Source organism: Pseudomonas cimarronensis, from assembly GCF_049331905.1.
Classification (GTDB): Bacteria; Pseudomonadota; Gammaproteobacteria; order Pseudomonadales; family Pseudomonadaceae; genus Aquipseudomonas.
Window position 1 is genome coordinate 724624 of record NZ_CP186283.1, and the last position, 18433, is coordinate 743056.

General features: G+C 63.7%; 17 protein-coding genes. 7 read left to right on the plus strand and 10 right to left on the minus strand.

From position 1 onward, the window contains the following. Positions 1-46 precede the first annotated feature (46 nt). The gene (locus ACOCLD_RS03465; protein ID WP_257776506.1) at positions 47-958 is read left to right on the plus strand and encodes a LysR substrate-binding domain-containing protein; all 912 of its coding nucleotides are present in this window, start codon (positions 47-49) and stop codon (positions 956-958) included. Between the two features lie 14 nt (positions 959-972). Here the strand turns inward: ACOCLD_RS03465 and ACOCLD_RS03470 are convergent, their stop codons facing one another. The 8 genes from ACOCLD_RS03470 to ACOCLD_RS03505 form a co-directional block, all read right to left on the minus strand. Then, entirely contained in the window at positions 973-2295 is a 1323-nt protein-coding gene (locus ACOCLD_RS03470; protein ID WP_422910870.1) for a sigma-54-dependent transcriptional regulator, read from the minus strand. Then, positions 2292-4202 carry a sensor histidine kinase gene (locus ACOCLD_RS03475; protein WP_422910871.1) on the minus strand — a complete coding sequence of 637 codons (1911 nt, stop codon included), beginning with the start codon at positions 4200-4202 and terminating at the stop codon, positions 2292-2294. The genes ACOCLD_RS03470 and ACOCLD_RS03475 overlap by 4 nt, the downstream gene beginning before the upstream one ends. Positions 4203-4368: 166 nt before the next feature. Next, positions 4369-5103 carry an amino acid ABC transporter ATP-binding protein gene (locus ACOCLD_RS03480; protein WP_422910872.1) on the minus strand — a complete coding sequence of 245 codons (735 nt, stop codon included), beginning with the start codon at positions 5101-5103 and terminating at the stop codon, positions 4369-4371. After that, complete coding sequence (locus tag ACOCLD_RS03485) at positions 5100-5768, minus strand: amino acid ABC transporter permease (protein ID WP_233683172.1); 669 nt, start codon at positions 5766-5768, stop codon at positions 5100-5102. Before ACOCLD_RS03485 ends, ACOCLD_RS03480 begins: the two co-directional genes overlap by 4 nt. Next, a complete protein-coding gene (locus ACOCLD_RS03490) occupies positions 5765-6511 on the minus strand; it encodes an amino acid ABC transporter permease (protein ID WP_257776511.1) in 747 nt (248 codons plus the stop codon). The genes ACOCLD_RS03485 and ACOCLD_RS03490 overlap by 4 nt, the downstream gene beginning before the upstream one ends. A gap of 179 nt (positions 6512-6690) precedes the next feature. Then, complete coding sequence (locus ACOCLD_RS03495; RefSeq protein ID WP_422910873.1) at positions 6691-7599, minus strand: glutamate/aspartate ABC transporter substrate-binding protein; 909 nt, start codon at positions 7597-7599, stop codon at positions 6691-6693. A 264-nt stretch (positions 7600-7863) separates the two neighbouring features. After that, positions 7864-8976 carry a polyamine ABC transporter substrate-binding protein gene (locus ACOCLD_RS03500; RefSeq protein WP_422910874.1) on the minus strand — a complete coding sequence of 371 codons (1113 nt, stop codon included), beginning with the start codon at positions 8974-8976 and terminating at the stop codon, positions 7864-7866. Positions 8977-9029: 53 nt separating this feature from the next. Then, on the minus strand, positions 9030-10064 hold the full coding sequence (locus tag ACOCLD_RS03505; RefSeq protein ID WP_422910875.1) for a histone deacetylase family protein: 1035 nt from the start codon (positions 10062-10064) through the stop codon (positions 9030-9032). 235 nt (positions 10065-10299) lie between these two features. On the opposite strand from ACOCLD_RS03505, the gene ACOCLD_RS03510 reads away from it, so the two are divergent. Genes ACOCLD_RS03510 through ACOCLD_RS03525 form a run of 4 tightly spaced genes read left to right on the plus strand, consistent with a single transcriptional unit; the run spans position 10300 to position 14492 of the window. Continuing rightward, a complete protein-coding gene (locus tag ACOCLD_RS03510) occupies positions 10300-10605 on the plus strand; it encodes a PepSY domain-containing protein (RefSeq protein WP_422910876.1) in 306 nt (101 codons plus the stop codon). Between the two features lie 29 nt (positions 10606-10634). Continuing rightward, positions 10635-11876 (plus strand): sialidase family protein, encoded by a 1242-nt coding sequence (locus tag ACOCLD_RS03515; protein ID WP_422910877.1) that lies wholly within the window; start codon positions 10635-10637, stop codon positions 11874-11876. Continuing rightward, positions 11869-12459, plus strand: coding sequence for a hypothetical protein (locus ACOCLD_RS03520; RefSeq protein ID WP_422910878.1), 591 nt, complete (start codon positions 11869-11871; stop codon positions 12457-12459). The genes ACOCLD_RS03515 and ACOCLD_RS03520 overlap by 8 nt, the downstream gene beginning before the upstream one ends. After that, on the plus strand, positions 12456-14492 hold the full coding sequence (locus ACOCLD_RS03525; RefSeq protein ID WP_422910879.1) for an LTA synthase family protein: 2037 nt from the start codon (positions 12456-12458) through the stop codon (positions 14490-14492). The genes ACOCLD_RS03520 and ACOCLD_RS03525 overlap by 4 nt, the downstream gene beginning before the upstream one ends. Positions 14493-14600: 108 nt before the next feature. On the opposite strand, the gene ACOCLD_RS03530 is transcribed toward ACOCLD_RS03525, so the two are convergent. Both ACOCLD_RS03530 and ACOCLD_RS03535 read right to left on the minus strand, forming a co-directional pair. Beyond that, positions 14601-15593 carry an AraC family transcriptional regulator gene (locus ACOCLD_RS03530; protein WP_422910880.1) on the minus strand — a complete coding sequence of 331 codons (993 nt, stop codon included), beginning with the start codon at positions 15591-15593 and terminating at the stop codon, positions 14601-14603. A gap of 102 nt (positions 15594-15695) precedes the next feature. After that, complete coding sequence (locus ACOCLD_RS03535) at positions 15696-16490, minus strand: hypothetical protein (RefSeq protein WP_422910881.1); 795 nt, start codon at positions 16488-16490, stop codon at positions 15696-15698. Positions 16491-16784: 294 nt separating this feature from the next. Here ACOCLD_RS03535 and purE point away from each other — a divergent pair, with 294 nt between their 5' ends. Both purE and ACOCLD_RS03545 read left to right on the plus strand, forming a co-directional pair. Then, the gene (gene purE, locus ACOCLD_RS03540) at positions 16785-17276 is read left to right on the plus strand and encodes a 5-(carboxyamino)imidazole ribonucleotide mutase (protein ID WP_422910882.1); all 492 of its coding nucleotides are present in this window, start codon (positions 16785-16787) and stop codon (positions 17274-17276) included. Continuing rightward, the gene (locus ACOCLD_RS03545) at positions 17276-18361 is read left to right on the plus strand and encodes a 5-(carboxyamino)imidazole ribonucleotide synthase (RefSeq protein ID WP_422910883.1); all 1086 of its coding nucleotides are present in this window, start codon (positions 17276-17278) and stop codon (positions 18359-18361) included. Before purE ends, ACOCLD_RS03545 begins: the two co-directional genes overlap by 1 nt. Positions 18362-18433 lie beyond the last annotated feature (72 nt).

Genomic DNA, 18433 nt, shown 5'->3' on the forward strand with positions numbered 1-18433 from the left:
CCATCGCCGCTAAAGCGCCCCACACCCTACATAGGCAGGAGTAACGATGAACCTGGAAAGCAAATGGCTGGACGACTTTGTCACCCTGGCCGCTACCCGCAGTTTTTCTCAGGCAGCGCAGAAGCGCTTCGTTACCCAGCCGGCATTCAGCCGGCGCATCCGCAGCCTGGAAGCGGCGCTTGGCCTGACGCTGGTCAACCGTGCCTGCACGCCCATCGAGCTGACCGAATCCGGCCAGCTGTTTCTGGTCACCGCCCGCAGCATGGTCGAGCAGCTGGGTGAGGTGGTGCGCCATCTGCACAACCTGGAAGGCCAGCAGGGTGAGGTGCTGCAGATTGCCGCTGCGCACTCGCTGACCCTGGGCTTCTTTCCGCAATGGATCGCCCGCCTGCGCAGCGAAGGCCTGCCGCTGAATACGCGGTTGGTGGCGACCAACGTGGGCGAAGCGGTGCACGCCCTGCGCGAAGGCGCCTGTGACCTGATCCTCGCCTACTACGACCCGGACGCAGCGTTGCAGATGGACCCGGAGATTTTCCCCTCGCTGCACCTGGGCCGCACCGAGATGCTCCCGGTGTGTGCGGTGGGCGACAACGGTGCGCCGTTGTTTGACCTGACCAGCGGCCAGAGCGTGCCGTTGCTGGCCTACAGCGCCGGGGCTTTTCTCGGTCGCTCGGTCAACCTGCTACTGCGCCAACGCGCGCTGCGCTCGACCACGGTGTACGAAACGGCGATGGCCGACAGCCTGAAAAGCATGGCCCTGCAAGGCATGGGCGTGGCCTGGGTGCCGCGGCTGAGCGTCACCGCCGAACTGGCCCGGGGTGAGCTGGTGGTGTGTGGCGATGAACAATGGCAGGCACCGCTGGAAATCCGCCTGTACCGCTGCGCCCTGGTGCGCAAGGCCGCGGTGCGCTTGTTGTGGCGCAAACTGGAGGCCGGTACTGGTGCCGGTGTGATCTAGCCCGTCGAGGCGGCCTATTGCAGGCCGTACTTCTTCACCTTGTCGAACAGCGTGGTCTTGGCCATGCCCAGGGCCTGGGCGGCCTGGCTGAGGTTGCCGGCGTGGCGGCCGAGGGTGTCGCTGAGCAGGTTGCGTTCAAAGGCTTCCACCGCTTCGGCAAAGCTCGGGCTGCTGGCGCTGCTCAGCTCGCTGCCTTTGAACACCGGCAGGCCCAGGGCAAAACGTTCGGCGACATTGCGCAGTTCGCGCACGTTACCCGGCCAGTCATGGGCCATCAGGCGGGTCAGGGTCTGGCGGTCGAGCACTGGCGCGGGGCGGTCGAAGCGCAGCGCGGCCAGTTGCAGAAAGTGTTCGAACAGCAGGCCGATGTCTTCGCGGCGTTCGCGCAGCGGCGGCAGGGCCAAGCTCACCACATTGAGCCGGTAGTAGAGGTCGCTACGGAACTGACCGGCCTTGCCCTGCTGCTCAAGGTCGGCCTTGGTCGCGGCGATCACCCGGCAATCCACTTGCACTGACTGGTTCGAGCCGAGGCGCTCCAGGCTGTGTTCCTGCAATACGCGCAGCAGTTTGATCTGCAGGTTCAGTGGCATGCTCTCGACTTCATCGAGAAACAATGTGCCGCCGTTGGCGTGTTCGATCTTGCCGATGCGCCGTTTGCCGGCCCCGGTAAAGGCGTGGGCCTCGTGGCCGAAGATTTCGCTCTCGAACAGATTTTCCGGCAGGCCGCCACAGTTGAGCGCGACAAACGGCTTGGCCTGACGCCGGCTGAAGTCGTGCAGGCAGCGCGCGACCAATTCCTTGCCGGTGCCGGTTTCGCCTTCGATCAGCACGTTGGCCCCGGTGTCGGCGACGTTGGCGATCAGCTCGCGCAGTTGCTGCATGGCCGGCGAGCGACCGATCAGGCGTTGCTCCAAGGCCTGGCGGCCGGCCAGTTGGCGGCGTAGGGCCGTCACTTCGCGGGCCAGGCTGCGTTGTTCCAGGGCGCGGCGCACCACGTCCACCAGGCGCTCGGGGGAGAAGGGTTTCTCCATAAAGTCGTAAGCGCCGTCGCGCATGGCATTGACCGCCATGTCGATGTCGCCGTGGCCGGTGATCAGCACCACCGGCAGGCTGGCGTCACGCTGTTTGAGGCGGCTTAGCAGTTGCAGGCCGTCGATGCCGGGCAGGCGGATATCGCTGATCACGATGCCGGCGAAGTCTGCATCGATGCGTTGCAGGGCTTCTTCGGCGCTGCCCACGCCGACGCTGGGAATGTCTTCCAGAGCCAGTGCCTGCTGGCAACCGAGCAGCACGTGGGGGTCGTCTTCGACGATCAGGACGCTTAGCGGCTCACTCATGGCGTGGGTTCTCCTGGGGTGACTTTGGCCAGGTTCAGCTCGAAGGCGGTACCGCCGCTGTCCGGGTGTTGCACGGTCAGGCTGCCGGCCGCGGCGGCGGCCAGGCTGGCGGAAAGGGTCAGGCCAAGGCCGAGGCCCTTCTCGCCGGGTTTGGTGGTGAAGAACGGCTCGAACAGGTGCTCACGCACATCGGCGGCGATCCCTGGGCCGTTGTCGCGTACGGTCAGGCGGTAGCGGTCGCCATCATCCTGGCCGCTCAGCCAGAGCTGGCGCTCGGTTTGTTCGCTCATGGCGTCGAGGGCGTTGGCGATCAGGTTGACCAGAATCTGCTCCAGGCGCGTCTGTTCGATGGCCAGGCGCACGTCGGCCGGGCCTTGGGCATAGTCGCGGTGCAGTTGCACGGCGGCATAGCCGGGATGGTTCTGCAACAGCAGCAGGGCCGCGTCCACCGCCTGCTCCAGGCTGGCTTCGCCCTGGTCGCCACTGCGCCGGGCAAAGGCGCGCAGGCTGGCGGTGATCTTGCCCATACGGTCGACCAGCTCGCCGATGGTTTGCAGGTTGCTGCTGGCCACATCCAGCGCGCCGCGCTGGAGGAAGCGCACGGTGTTGCCGGACAGGGTACGCAGTGCGGCCAGTGGTTGATTCAGCTCATGGGCGATGCTGGTGGACATCTGCCCGATCACCGCCAGTTTGCCGGCCTGCACCAGCTCATCCTGGGCCTGGCGCAGGGTGGTTTCCGCCTGCTGGCGTTCGCGCACTTCGGCTTGCAGGCGCTGGTTGCTGGCTTGCAGGTCGGCGGTGCGCTCGGCGATCTTGCGCTCCAGCTCGTTGTTGGCCTGCTCCAGCGCTTCGCGCGCAGCCAGGCGGGTGGCGATCACCTTGCGCCGCTGGTTCAGCGCCAGGCCGAGGAAAATCAGCAGGGCGCAGGCCACGGCGGCCAGCATGGCGTGGCTGAGGGCAGCGCTGCGCTGATCCTGCAGCGGGGTAAGCAGGGTCAGGTGCCAGGGCGTGTCGTCCAGCGGCCGGGTCTGCGCTAGGTAGGTAATCGGCCCGGCGTCCGCCTCGCCGTCCTGGTCGCCAGCAAAGCTGACCTGCTCCAGGCCGTCGCCGAGGCGGCGGCGGGCCAGCGGTTGCAGCTCTTCCAGCGCCCACCAATGGTATTGCAGGCTGCGCGCCAGGCGCTCACGGGTATTCGGCCCCAGCGAATGCACAGCCTTGAGGCGGCGGCTGGGGTTGCTGGAGAGGATGATGATGCCGTTCTCGTCGCTGACATAGGCCTGCAGGCGGGCGCGCTGCCAGCGCTGTTCCAGGCTGTCCAGGCGCACTTTGACCACCGCCACGCCGATGATCCGCTCGCCGCTTTTCAGGCCGTGGGCCAGGTAGTAACCGGGCTCGCCGGTGGTGCTGCCAATGCCGTAGAACCGCCCCGGTTTGCCCTCGATGGCGTCCTGAAAATACGCACGAAACGACAGGTCTTCCCCCAGGTAGCTGCTTGGCTCGCGCCAGTTGCTGGTGGCCAGCACGCGGCCGCTGCGGTCCAGCACGTAGATGGCCAGGCTGCCGCTGCGCTGGTTGAGGCCTTCGAGGTAGTCGTTGACCAGCTGCCTACGGTAGGTGGTGGGCGTTTGCAGCAGGCGGCCGACGTTGTATTCCAGTTCCAGCAGGCTGGGCAGGTAGGTGTATTTGGTGATTTCACTTTCGACCGCACGGGCATTGAGCTCGAGCTGGCGTTCACCGTTTTCGGCCAGGTCACGGATGCCGCTGCGTTCACTGAGGTAATAGCCGGCGTAACCGCAGCCGAGAACCAGCAGGAGCAGCAACAGGATCAGCAGCAGAACACGGGCAAGGCGCGGTTTCACGGTCAGGGCTGGCGGCACGGCGCGAGGAGGGGCGGTGGAGCATTGCATCACAGTCCTCCCTGGCTGGGTAGTTGTGGGCGCGCGTAATCCGGTGGAGGGGCTTGCGGCTCTGGCAGCCTGCTTTGCTCTAACGCCTGCTTGTTCCAACCGGATCGGCCAATCGCCGCTGAAGCGCCTCCCACAAGCGCTCAGCGGCCTGGTCCCAGGTTTGGGGTTAGTGCTGGAGAATCTTCGCGAGGAACAGCTGGGCGCGCTCGGAGCGCTGGCTGACGTCACCGAAGAATTCTTCCTTGGCGCAGTCTTCGACGATCTGCCCGGCGTCCATAAAGATCACCCGGTCAGCGACCTTGCGCGCAAAGCCCATCTCGTGGGTCACGCACATCATGGTCATGCCTTCCTGGGCCAACTGCACCATCACGTCGAGCACCTCGTTGACCATTTCCGGGTCGAGGGCCGAGGTCGGTTCGTCGAACAGCATCACCACTGGGTCCATCGCCAATGCACGGGCAATCGCCACGCGCTGCTGCTGACCGCCGGAGAGCTGGCCAGGGTGCTTGTGCGCATGCGCCGACAGGCCGACCCGCTCGAGCAGTTTGAGGCCCTTCTCGGTGGCTTCGGCCTTGCTACGGCCAAGCACCTTGATCTGCGCGATGGTCAGGTTTTCGGTGATGGTCAGGTGCGGGAACAGCTCGAAGTGCTGGAACACCATGCCGACCCGTGAACGCAGCTGAGGCAGGTTGGTTTTCGGGTCGGCAATCGAGGTGCCATCGACCACGATGTCGCCCTTCTGGAACGGCTCCAGGGCGTTGACGCACTTGATCAGGGTGGATTTGCCGGAACCGGACGGCCCGCACACCACCACCACTTCACCTTTCTTCACCTCGGTGCTGCACTCGGTCAGCACCTGGAAGTTTCCGTACCACTTGTTGACGTTTTTGATGGAAATCATACGGCTAACCTTTTTTGCAGATGCTTGACCAGCAACGAGGCGGAGAAGCTGATGAGGAAGTACACCAGACCGGCGAAGATCAGGAATTCATGGGGCTGGCCGATGATGTCGCCGCGCGAGCGGGCGGCGTTGAGAAAGTCCATCAGGCCCACGGTGTAAACGAGCGAGGTGTCCTGAAACAGGATGATGCTTTGCTGCAACAGCAGCGGGGTCATCTTGCGGAACGCCTGCGGCAGGATGATCAGGCGCATGGTCTGCCCGTAGTTCATCCCCAGCGCCTGGGCGGCGCCCATCTGGCCACGGGGGATGGCCTGGATGCCGGCGCGGACGATCTCGCAGAAGTACGCCGCTTCGAACATCACGAAGGCCACCAGGCACGAGGTGAAGGCACCCACCGGGGTGTCTTCGCCGGTGATCCAGCGCAGGATGAACGGCACCGCAAAGTAGAACCAGGTGATCACCAGCAGCAACGGAATCGAGCGGAAGTAGTTGACGTAGGTGGCCGCCAGCTTAGATAGGAACACGTTGTGCGACAGGCGCATAAGCGCCAGCAGCGTGCCCAGCACCACGCCACCAATAACGCCCATGACCATCAGCTGCAGGGTCATGGCCATGCCATCCCACAGGCCTGGCAGGGCCGGAACGATTGCACTGAAATCCATCACTTACCTCCCACGGCAATCAGACCGGGCACGGCGACTTTCTTTTCGACCAGGCGCATCAGCAGCATCAGGCTCATGTTCAGGGTGAAGTAGATCAACGTGGCCAGGGTGAAGGCCTCGAACAGGTTGGCGCTGAACTCGGCGGTCTGTTTGGTCTGCGCCAGCAGCTCCATCAGGCCGATCAGCGAGGCCACCGAGGAGTTCTTGAAGATGTTCAGGAATTCGCTGGTGAGCGGCGGAATGATGATGCGGTAGGCCTGCGGCAGCAGCACGTTGCTGTAGATCTGTGGCAGGCGAAACCCCATGGCGTAGGCAGCGGCCGTCTGGCCTTTGGGCAGCGCCTGGATGCCGGTACGCACCTGCTCGCAGACCCGCGCCGCAGTGAACAGGCCCAGGCACACCACCACACTGAGGTAGGCCGAGGTGGCGGGGCTCAAGTCCTGCTTGAACCAGATTTCCAACGGCTCGGGCAACAGGTCTGGCACCAGGAAGTACCAGAGAAACAGCTGCACCAGCAGCGGTACGTTGCGGAACAGTTCCACATAGGCGGTGGCGATGCCGGCGATCCAGCGGTTCGGCACCGTGCGCATCACGCCGAGCAGTGAGCCCAGCGCCAGGGCGATGATCCAGCCAACGATGGCGATGGCGATGGTCCAGCCCAGGCCGGTGACGAACCAGTCCAGGTAGATCTCGCTGCCGATGCCGGTGGACTTGAAGAAGATGCCCCAGTCCCAGTTGTAGTTCATTTGGGTTGCCCTTTGGGTGTCGCGAAATAGGCCGTGGGTCGGAGGAGGCCGGGCAGGTGCGTGCCTGCCCCGTTCGCGGGTGGCGAACGTGCCTCGATCCAGTCAGGTGGAAGGTGGAAGACGGGTGCTTCCGGTTCCCCGTCTACCGCCGCTCTTGTGAAGCGGCGGCAGGCATACCGTCAGATCTGCTCGGCAGACTTGTCGGTCGGGTTGGCAATGAGCTTTTTCAGTTCATCGCTCATGGGGAAATTCAGGTTCAGGCCCTTTGGCGGCACCGGTTGCATAAACCACTTGTCATAGATGGCGTTGATTTCACCGGAGGCAAAGGTGGCGCTGATGGCCTTGTCGACCACCTGCTTAAAGCCTTCGTCGCCTTTGCGCATCATGCAGCCGTAGATTTCGAAGGACTGCGGCTCGCCGACCACCACCCAGTCAGCCGGCTGTTTGGCCTTGGCCATTTCGCCGTAAAGCAGGGCGTCGTCCATCATGAAGGCCAGGGCGCGGCCGGATTCGAGCATCAGGAAGGACTCGCCATGGTCCTTGGCCGAGATGATGTTCATGCCCATCTGCTTCTCGGCATTCATGATCTTCAGCAGGCGCTCGGAGGTGGTGCCGGCGGTGGTCACCACGTTCTTGCCCTTGAGGTCGGGGAAGTCGTTGACCCCCGAGGTTTTCTTGGTCAGCAGGCGGGTGCCGACTTCGAAGATGCCGACGGAGAAGTCCACCTGGCGCTGACGTTCGATGTTGTTGGTGGTGGAGCCGCACTCCAGGTCGACGGTGCCGTTCTGCACTAGCGGAATACGGGTCTGCGAGGTGACCAGGTTGTAGCGCACCTTGAGGTCCGGCAGGCCCAGTTCCTGTTTGATCGCGTCAACCACTTTCAGCTGCAGGTCATGGGAATAGCCCACGGGGTGCTGCGGGTTGTCGCCGAAGTAGGAGAAGGGGATGGAGGCGTCGCGGTGGCCCAGGGTGATGGTGCCGGAGTCCTTGATCTTCTTCAGGGTGCCGGTCAGTTCGCTGGCGAAGGCCGGGCTGCTGATCAGGGCGGCGGCGATGGCCGCACTCAGTACGCGGGGGACAATACGCATGAATCTGTTCCTCGATGTTGTTCTTATGGGCGGCAGGCACCTGTTGGGCTAGCCGCTGGCTTGGAAGAGCTATCGCATTCCTGCCGGTACAGGGAGCAGGATGTATGCCAGGCCATCGAGGGTTTTTATGATTGATTAAGTTATTGAAATGTATGAATAAATTTTATCTCTTGGCGGATGAAAAACGCCCAGCCGTTCGGCTGGGCGATTATTCAGTGGCGTGGCATTCGGAAAACCGAACGCCTGCCAGCGGCTGCTGGGCGATCAGGTGCCCGACTTGATGGTGTTCCACACCCGCGTGCGCACCCGCTCTATCTTCTGCGGCAGCGGTTGCAGCACGTAGAGGGTCTTCTGCGCTTCGGCGGTTGGGGTCAGGCCGGCATTGTCGCGAATTTCCGCGCCCACCAGCGGCATGCCGTCCTTGTTCGGGTTGGGGTAGCCGAGGAAGTCGCTGACCGGCGCAATCACCTTGGGGTCGAGCAGGTGGTTGAGGAACTCATGAGCCTCGGCAACGTTCAGGGCGCTTTTCGGGATGGCGAAGGAGTCGTACCACAGCGGCGCGCCTTCCTTCGGCAGACGCCAGTCGACCACTACGCCGTTACCGGCTTCTTTGGCGCGGTTGGCGAACTGGTAGAAACTGCCCGAATAGCCGATGGCCACGCAGATGTCGCCGTTGGCGATATCGGTCATGTACTTGGCGGAATGGAAGTAAGCGACGTGGGGGCGAATCTTCAGCATCAGTGCGCTGGCTTTCTCGTAGTCTTCAGGCTTGGTGCTATTGGGGTCGAGGCCCAGGTAGTGCAGGGCAATCGGCAGGATATCGCCGGGTGAGTCGAGCATGGCCACGCCGCACTGCTTGAGCTTGCTGATGTTCTCTTCCTTGAAGATCAGGTCCCAGCTGTCCACCGGCGCATCGGCACCGAGCACGGCCTTGACCTTGTCCGGGTTGAAGCCGATCAGCACGGTGCCGTACATGTAGGGCACGGCGTACTGGTTGCCGGGGTCGTTGGCGGTCATCAGCTGCAGCAGGCCGGGGTCGAGATGCTGCCAGTTGGGCAGCTTGCTCTTGTCGAGTTTCTGGAACACCCCGGCCTTGATCTGGGTGTCGAGGAAGGTGTTGGTCGGCACCACCAGGTCATAACCGGAGTTGCCGGTGAGCAGCTTGGCTTCCAGCGACTCGTTGGTGTCGAACACGTCCCAGGTCAGCTGGATACCGCTCTTGGCCTGAAAGTCCTTGGGCACCGACGGCAGCATATAGTCGGCCCAGTTGTACACGCGCAGCTCGCGCGGTTTTTCGGGTGTTTGCGCCTGGGCCGCCGTGGCCAGCAGGGTGGCGCCGCAGATGGCGACGGCGAGCAGGTGTTTGATCGTGTTCATCGTGTCTCACCCCTGAATCATTATTGATGTTGTGTTGGCTAGGCCTGTACGGCTTATGCGTGAGCGGCTTCGAAACCTTCCAGTACGTTGACGGCGTTGACGCCGATGGCTTCCACCGCATAACCGCCTTCCATGACGAACAGCGTCGGCTTGCCAAGGGCGGCGATGCGGCGGCCCATGGCCAGGTAATCCGGGCTGTCGAGCTTGAACTGGGAAATCGGGTCGTCCTTGAAGGTGTCTACACCCAGCGACACCACAATCACTTCAGCACCGTATTCGGCAATCCGCTGGCAGGCGTCGTCCAGCGCGGCGCTCCACACGGCCCACGGGCTGCCCATCGGCAACGGGTAGTTGAAGTTGCAGCCTTCACCGGCCCCCTCGCCGCGTTCATCGGCATAGCCGAGGAAGAACGGGAACTCTTCGGCCGGGTCGCCGTGGATCGAGGCGAACAGCACATCATTGCGGCTGTAGAAAATGTCCTGAGTGCCGTTGCCGTGGTGGTAGTCGACATCGAGGATCGCCACCTTCTTGTGGCCCTGATCGAGGAAGGCCTGGGCGGCGATGGCGGCGTTGTTCAGGTAGCAGTAGCCGCCCATCAGCTCGCCAGCGGCATGGTGACCTGGCGGACGGCACAGGGCAAAGGCGCTGTGGGCCCCTTTGGCGATCTCGGCCTGGGCACTCAGCGCCACCTGTGCGGCGCTGTAAGCCGCCTGCCAGGTGCCGGCGGTAATTGGCGCGCCGCCGTCGAAGCTGTAATAGCCGAGCTGGCCGTGCAAATCGTTCGGGATGACCTGGCGCAGGGTGCGTGCCGGCCAGGTGAAGGGCAGCAGGTCACCGTTGCCGTTCTGCGCCTGCCAGCGCGCCCAGGCACCCTTGAAGAAGTCCAGATAAGCGGCGCTGTGAATACGCTCAATCGGCGTCAGGCCGAAATCCTGCGGCGGACGTACTTCACCGAGCTGGCGATGCTGGACGCGCGCCAGGATATGGTCGGCGCGTTGCGGTTTCTCGAAACAGGGCATCAGCTGGCCGTCGATCAGCTCGCAGCTGCCGTGGTGCAGGTGATGGTCGTCGCTGTAAAAGGTGAGCATGTGACACGGCTCCAGGCTTGTTATTGTGCCTGCATTGTTCGCCTGCACGCCCGGATGGAGAACGCTGGCAACGGCCAAAAGGGGATCGAAATGGCCAAATTTGGCGGCCGCCGAGCGCTGATGGCGCCGCGCAAACTGTAACAAGCCATGAGTCTTAAGCTTTTCTTAAGCCTGCAAATCGCATGGTGCGCCCCGCCGGGGCTCTGCCCCTTCATTGCCGACAAGGGGGCAGAGCATGCTCAATCAGACTCGCAAGTTGCCACGCCAGGTGTTGCCGCTGCTATGCGCGTGGCTGGCCACGCCCGTGCTGGCGGATGTGGAATGCCCAAGCGCTGACCGCGCCAGCTGGATGAAGGAATCACACTTTCGCCAGCAGATGAAAAGTCAGGGGCTGCAAATCACCAAGTTCCGCATCACCCCGGGTAATTGTTACGAGGTTTACGGCCTCGACGGCAACGGCAAGAAAGTCGAAATCTATTACAACCCGGTCGATGCCACGCCCGTGGCTGAAGTCGCCACCGCGCATATGGCCAAGCCATGACCAGGCAGTTTGTCCTGCCGGCATCGCTCATGGCCGTGCTGATGCTGTTTGCCCTGGCCTGGTACCGCGCCCCGGCACAGCCACCGGCTGCCTTTGCCAGCGCCGCAGCGGCGCCGGTCAGCGCACCGGCATTCAGGGCGCGCTTCGCCTCATCGGATATGGACGACTTCGTGCACTCGGCATCGATCACCGGTCTGCCGGGTGGCGACCTGATGGCGGCCTGGTTCGCCGGTAGCCGTGAGGGCGCGGCTGACGTGCAGATCCGCGCCGCGCGTTTCGATGCCGGCAGTGGCCAATGGGGGGCCGAGCGCGTACTCGCCAGCCGCGAGTCGACTCAGCGCGCGGTCGGCAAGCACATTCGCAAGCTGGGCAACCCGGTGATCAGCCTGGCACCGGACCAGCGCCTGTGGCTGTTCTACGTCTCTGTGTCGATTGGCGGTTGGGCCGGCAGCGCGGTCAACGCCATGGTCTCTGATGACCTCGGGCAAACCTGGTCGGCGCCACGTCAGCTCGTCACCAGTCCGTTTCTCAACATCAGCACCCTGGTGCGCGCTGCGCCGGTGTTCCATGCCGACGGCAGCATTGGCCTGCCGGTGTATCACGAGTTTCTCGGCAAGTTTCCTGAGTACCTGCACCTGAGCGCGGATGGCAAGGTGTTGGGCAAGTACCGCATCGGCAAGGGCCGCTATTCGCTGCAGCCAACGGTGGTGGCGCTGGATGAACGGCGTGCGGTGGCGCTGCTGCGTTATGCCGGTGAGCAGTACCACCGTGTGCTGGCCAGTCACACCACGGACAGCGGTCGTAGCTGGAGCACGCCGCAACCGCTGGAGCCAAGCAATCCCAACTCGTCGTTGGCCGCCGTCGGGCGTCCGGACGGCAGCCTGCTGGTGGCGATGAACGATCTGGAGGATGGGCGCTTCCGCCTGACCCTCTACACCACCGACAGCCAGCTGGAAAACTGGCGCACCCTCGGTGAGCTGGACGAGAGCCCGAATCCCTGGGGGGAACCCATCGCGCCGGCGGATTTCCCGACGGTGATTCGCGAGAAGTTCCGCGCCAGCGGCGGTCGCCCCGAGCACGAGGCGCGCTTTCTCGAGCAGGTCAGTGCGCGTATGTGCAGCAGCAGTGGCTGCGACTTCGATTACGAATACCCCTATTTCAGCCGTAGCGCCGATGGCACTTACCACCTGGTCTATTCGTGGAACGACATGTTTATCAAGCACCTGGCCTTCAACGAAGCCTGGCTGACGGAGCGCCGCCCGCATGACTGACTTCTGCTTGCCGTACCTGGCCTTCACGTTGCTGTTGTTCCTGATCTTCGTTCGACTGGCGCGCACTGCGGCGCAGCGCGGCATTCTGCTGGCGGGCTGTCTGCTACTGGGCCTGCTGCCGCTGCAGGGCATCAGCCTGGCGCTGCAGGTGCGCACCTATATCGGCGACCTGTCGATCAGCAGCCTGGTGCTGCTGAGCTGTGCAACGCTGTGCCGTTTCGGCTTGCCGGGTGTCAGCCCTCGTGATCGTCTGGCCAGCCTGGCGCTGTTCGCCGGCCTGGCTGTGCTGCTCTACCCGGCGGCACTCGGCCTGAGCTACAGCGACCCGTACCAGCTGGGCTTCGAGCCCCGGCCGATGCTGTTGGTGCTGGGCCTGCTGAGCCTGGTACTGATCCTCCAGCGCAGCTGGCTCGGCGCGTTGGCGCTGGTGCTGGCGACCCTGGCGTTCACCCTGCGCCTGAATGCCTCGGAAAACTACTGGGACTACCTGATCGACCCTTACCTGGCCCTCTACAGCCTGGGCGCGTTGCTCAGCGCCGCTGTGCGCTGGCTGCTGGCTCGACCGGCAAGGAAACTCGTATGAGCTGGCTGAAATCCCGCCGCCTGCATTACCTGGCAGGCCTGACAGCGTTGCTGTTCGTGCTCTTCGCCGCCCTGCGCGTGCTGTTTCTGCTGGGCTTTTCCGCTGTTGAGAGCATCAGCGAGCCGGACGTGCTGCGCACCCTCGGCATCGGCCTGCGCTTCGACCTGCGCCTGGCGCTGTTGCTGATGTTGCCGGTGGGCCTCCTGCTGGCGCTGCCCAAGCTGCGCCTGGCGCGTTTTCGCGCCGTGCGCTGGCTGCTGCGTGGTTACCTAGTATCGGCCGTGGCCGCGCTAGGCCTGCTGTACATCATCGATTTTGGCCACTACGCCTACCTGGGCGTACGCCTCAACGCCACGGTGCTGCGCTTTGCCGGCGATGCGCAGATTTCCGCCGGCATGCTCTGGCAGACCTACCCGGTGCTGTGGATCACCCTGGCCTGGCTGGCCTGCGTAACGCTGTGGGCCTGGGCGTTGCTGCGCCTGGAGCGCGCCACCCTGGATCGACCGCAAATACAGCGAGTCGGCGTGTTGTCGGCAGTCGGTGGCGCGGCAGTGGTGGGTGTGCTGGTGTTCTTCGGCCTGCTCGGCCGCGCCAGCGCGCTGAACCTCGAGAACCCGGTGCCGCTGCGCTGGAGCGATGCCTTCTACAGCGGTAACAGTCAGGTGGGTGCGCTCGGGATCAATCCGGCGCTGTTTCTCTTCGACACCCTCAAGCTGGAGCCTGCCGCCTTCGACGAAGCCGCCACGCGCGAGCATTACGAGGTGGTGGCCGATTACCTGGGCGTCAGCGAGCGTGATGCGCAGGCGCTGAACTTCTTCCGCCACCAGCCCGTGCAGGCACACCGCATTGCCACCGAGCGCCCGCCCAACGTGGTCTTCGTCATGCTCGAGTCGCTCGGCACCAGCGCCGTGGGTGCCTACGGCAACCCGCTGAACCCGACGCCCAATCTGGATCGTCTGGCTCAGGAAAGCTGGTTCTTCCGTCACTTCTACGTGCCGGTCACCGGCACCGCCAAGACGGTGTGGGCAAGCATCACCGGCATCCCTGATGTATCGCGTCAGGAGACCGCCACGCGCAACCCGCTGATCGCTCGCCAGCGCACGCTGATCAACGCGCTCGACGGTTATGAGAAGTTCTACATGATCGGCGGCAACGCCGGTTGGGCCAACATCAATGCACTGATCCGCCAGAGCATCGACGGCGTGCAACTCTATGAGGAGCGCCACTGGCAGTCGCCTCAGGTGGACGTGTGGGGTATTTCCGACCTGGATTTCTTCAAGGAGAGTTCGCAGATTCTCGGCGCGCTGCCGAAGGAAAAACCGTTCTTCGCCTACCTGCAGACCTCCGGCAACCACCGGCCCTTCACCATCCCCAGGGACAACGACGGCTTCGAGGCGCTCGACCTGCCGCTGGAGCAGGTGCAACAGGCCGGCTCGCGTAGCGTCGAGCAGTACAACGCCGTGCGCCTGCTGGACTTCAACATCGGCCGCCTGATGCAGCTGGCCAAGGAGCAGGGCTTCTACGACGACACCATTTTCGTCTTCTTCGGCGACCACAACACCCGCATCAGTCAGATCCCGCATATGGCGCCGGCCTTCGAGCAGCTGGGGCTGGAGAGCAACAACGTGCCGCTGCTGATCCATGCACCGAAATGGCTGACGCCGCGCGAGTTTGACGCGGCCGTGGGCCTGGCCGACCTGCTGCCGACGGTGGCCGGGCTGGTCGGCGTGCCCTTCGACAACGGCGGCCTCGGTCGCGACCTGCAACTGCCAACGCCGGAAGGCGAACGTGTGGTGCCGCTGGTGCTGCAGGAAGGCAGCTTCCCGGTGATCGGCGCGGTGACCCGAGATTTTCTCGTGCAGATGCAGTACGACGGCAGCTCGCCGACCCTGCACGACCTGCACTCGCCGACACCGCGCGACAATGTCGCCGCGCGCCACCCCGAGGAGTTCCAGCGCCTGCTGGCGCTGAGCCGTGGCTTGCATGAAGCAGCGCGGTTGCAGATGTACCGCAACGTGCAGGCGGAGGAATAAGCACACCTGTAGGAGGCGCTTCAGCGGCGAGCTTTATCGTGGCTGAAGCCGCTCCCACGGGGATTGCAGGTAATCCGGATGCAATCTGGGAATGGCGCGGGTTATTGGCTAGGCACGAAAGCGACTCGGCGCCACGCCGCTCCAGCGCTGAAAGGCGTGGCGGAAACTGGCTGTTTCGCTGAAGCCGAGGTATTCGGCAATCCGGCAGATCGGCCAGTCTTCCTGGCCAAGCAGTATTTTCGCCCGTTCGAAACGCAGCTCGTCGAGCAGTTCCTGGTAGTGCGTGCCCAGTTCCTGCAGATGCCGCCGCAGGGTGCGCGGTGAGCAATGCATCTGCTGCGCCAGCTGTTCCAGGCCGGGTGGGGCGGTCAGCTGTTCAGCCAGCAGCTGGCGAATGCGCCCGAGCCAGGCCTGGCGGGTAGTGAATTCGGCGTTCTGTTTGCGGCAGCGGTCGAGCATTTCCCGGTGGGTGACCGCATCGGCCAGCGGCAAGGGGTGCTGCAGCCAGCTGGCGGGGAAGGCGAAGGCATTGCGCGGTGCCTCGAATTGCAGCGGGCAGGCAAAGCTGTGCTGGTAGCGCGCGCTGTAGTCGGGTTCGCCATAGCGAAACTGCGCCGCGCTGAGGGGCAGCGGTTGGCCGAGCAGGTCATCGCTGATCAGCTTGAGCGAGGCCAGGCACATTTCCAGGTTGAATACTTCCAGTGCAGGGCTGTGCTGGTAGTCGCTCGCGCTGACCCAGGCCAGCTCGCCTTCGAGCTGCATATCCAGTTTGAAGTAGGTGCCGAGCAGGGCCGGGTACTGCAGCATCAGCCGCCAGGCGTCACCAAAGGTGGCACTGGAGAGCGCGGCGTAACCGACCATGCCATAGGCCGACACATGCATGCGTCGGCCCAGCTCCAGGCCCAGGTCGCTGCGCAGCTGCAGGGCGTTGGCGCAAACCTGCAGTTCCTGGGTGCGGGTGATGCGGGTGTCGGCGCAGGCCAGATCAGCCGCTGCAATGCCGCTACCGGCCAGCAGTGATTCGGTCAGTTCAGGTTGGTGAGCAAAGATTTCGAGGATTTGCGAAACCACATGCAGGGTGGTCAGGTGGGCGTGCAACATCGGGGTGACCGCAACTGTTCAGAATGCCGGTAATGAGGCAAGAACTATGCCGCGGCCTGGCAGCGACCCGGCACGGTGCCGGGCGCTGCTGGCAGGCGCAATTCAGCGATTGCGCAGGAAGGCGTTGATAAAGTCGCCCTGATTGGGTGCTTCTTCGTGGGTGGTAAAGGTCAGTGTTGCCTCGTTTTCGCGCAGTTTGAGCTTCGCGGCGAAGCTGCACTCCACGGTTTTCAGGCTTTTGGCCTCGGCCTTGTAGTCGGCATCGTTCTGGCACAGGTTGGCCAGTTGGTTGACCACTTCACCGCAGAAACTCGGCACGCTCAGGCGCTTGAGCTTGTCATCGTCGATGGCTTGCCAGTCAACCTGGGTGTGCAACGGCGTATCACAGGCTTTCGAGGCGTCCTGGTCGATCTGTTGCAGCTGGGCGCTGAAGTCGGCCAGGCGCTGCTCACGATCAAAGCGGCTGAGTTTGTCCTGAATGCCTTTTTTCATCTGCTGTTCGTACAGTGCCAGCAGGTTGGCCGGTTTGGCCTGCTTGCTCTTGCTCTCGTCGAAGCCCAGCTCGAAGCCGTCGGTGCTCGGCAGGTACAGCTGGTATTGCTCGCCGCCCCAGCCCTGGCGCTTGAGCAGCATGTTGTAGCTACTGCCATTGAGAGTGGTGGTGTAATCGCGCTCATCGTTGCCGCGTTCGTTGACCGTGCTCAGCAGCACCACTTCATCCAGCGGGTGGTTGATACCGCTGACCTGGATCAGCGCCTGCTTGCCATCGCTGCTCGGCGCGACGGTGACGCTGATACCATTGCCGGCATTGAACACTTGCGGGTATTTGGCCAGTTCCAGGGCGCTGGCGTTGAGGGTGAACAGCGAAGCGGCGAGTAGCAGTGACAGCCTTGTCATGGTGGTGTCCTTGTTGGATTAAAAGAACGCCCAGTATAGCCAGGCCACCGGCCGCGATTTGTGCGCCAGGTCTGCTCGTGGCGTTCCCCCGGCGTTGCGTCTGACGTCGTGGCGGGCGGTGCGCGACAAACGGCGTGCCGAGGTGCACGCCAGCCCAGGCTTTACGGTATACTGCGCGGCCTTTGGCGGTCCGCACCGCCATAATTCATACACTAACAAGCCACGCCTGGTTTCCAGCGTGGCTTGTTAGTTTCTGCAGCGCCTACGGGCACTTGATGAAGAAGAGGCACGACGATGAGCGCACTGGTTGGCGTGATCATGGGCTCCAAGTCCGATTGGTCCACCCTTAGCCACACCGCCGAGATGCTGGACAAGCTGGGCATTGCGTACGAAGTGAAGGTGGTTTCTGCCCACCGCACCCCGGACCTGCTGTTCCAGTACGCCGAACAGGCTGAAGAACGCGGCATCCAGGTGATCATCGCCGGTGCTGGCGGCGCGGCGCACCTGCCGGGCATGTGTGCGGCCAAGACCCACCTGCCGGTACTCGGCGTGCCGGTACAGTCGGCCGTACTCTCGGGCGTCGATTCGCTGCTGTCGATCGTGCAGATGCCCGCCGGTATTCCGGTCGCCACCCTGGCCATCGGCAAGGCTGGTGCCGTCAACGCCGCGCTGCTCGCTGCGAGCATCCTCGGTCACCAGCACCCGCAGTTCCATGAGCGGTTGAAGGCGTTCCGCACCGAGCAAACCGAATCTGTTCTGGAAAACCCGGATCCGAGGAACGCGTAATGAAAATCGGCGTAATCGGTGGCGGCCAGCTGGGCCGCATGTTGGCCCTGGCAGGCACGCCGCTGGGGATGAACTTCGCTTTCCTCGACCCCGCGCCGGATGCCTGTGCGCAAGCGCTGGGTGAACATATCCGTGCCGATTACGGCGATCAGGATCACCTGCGTCAGCTGGCGGATGAAGTGGATCTGGTGACCTTCGAGTTCGAAAGCGTGCCGGCCGAGACCGTGGCCTTCCTCTCGCAGTTCGTCCCGGTCTACCCGAGCGCTGATGCGCTGCGCATCGCCCGTGATCGCTGGTTTGAAAAATCCATGTTCAAGGACCTCGGCATCCCGACCCCGGATTTCGCCGATATCCAATCCCAAGCTGACCTCGACGCGGCTGTGGCGAGCATTGGCCTGCCGGCGGTGATGAAGACCCGCACCCTGGGTTACGACGGCAAGGGCCAGAAAGTCCTGCGCAAGCCCGAAGACGTAACCGGTGCTTTTGCTGAGCTGGGCAGCGTGCCGTGCATCCTCGAAGGCTTCGTGCCGTTTACCGGCGAAGTCTCGCTGGTGGCGGTGCGTGCCCGTGATGGCGAAACGCGCTTCTACCCGCTGGTGCACAACCGCCACGACAGCGGCGTGCTGGCGCTGTCCATCGCCAGCACCGATCATCCGCTGCAGGCGCTGGCCGAAGATTACGTCAGCCGCGTGCTGACCAAGCTCGACTACGTCGGCGTGCTGGCCTTCGAGTTCTTCGAAGTCGATGGCGGCCTGAAAGCCAACGAAATCGCCCCACGCGTGCACAACTCCGGGCACTGGACCATCGAAGGCGCCGAGTGTAGCCAGTTCGAAAACCACCTGCGCGCCGTCGCTGGCCTGCCGCTGGGTTCGACTGCCAAGATCGGTGAGAGCGCCATGCTCAACTTTATTGGCAGCGTGCCGCCGGTGGAGCAGGTTATCGCCATCGCCGACTGCCGCTTGCACCACTACGGCAAGGCCTTCAAGGCTGGGCGCAAGGTCGGTCACGCCACCCTGCGCTGCGCGGATCGCGCCACGCTGGCCAAGCAGATCGCCGTGGTCGAGGCGCTGATCGCCAAGTCTTGAAAAACCGCTGCGGCCGTCTCACCGGCGGCCGCAGCGGGAACCTTGGCGGCCAATATCCGTCTGATTGCGTAA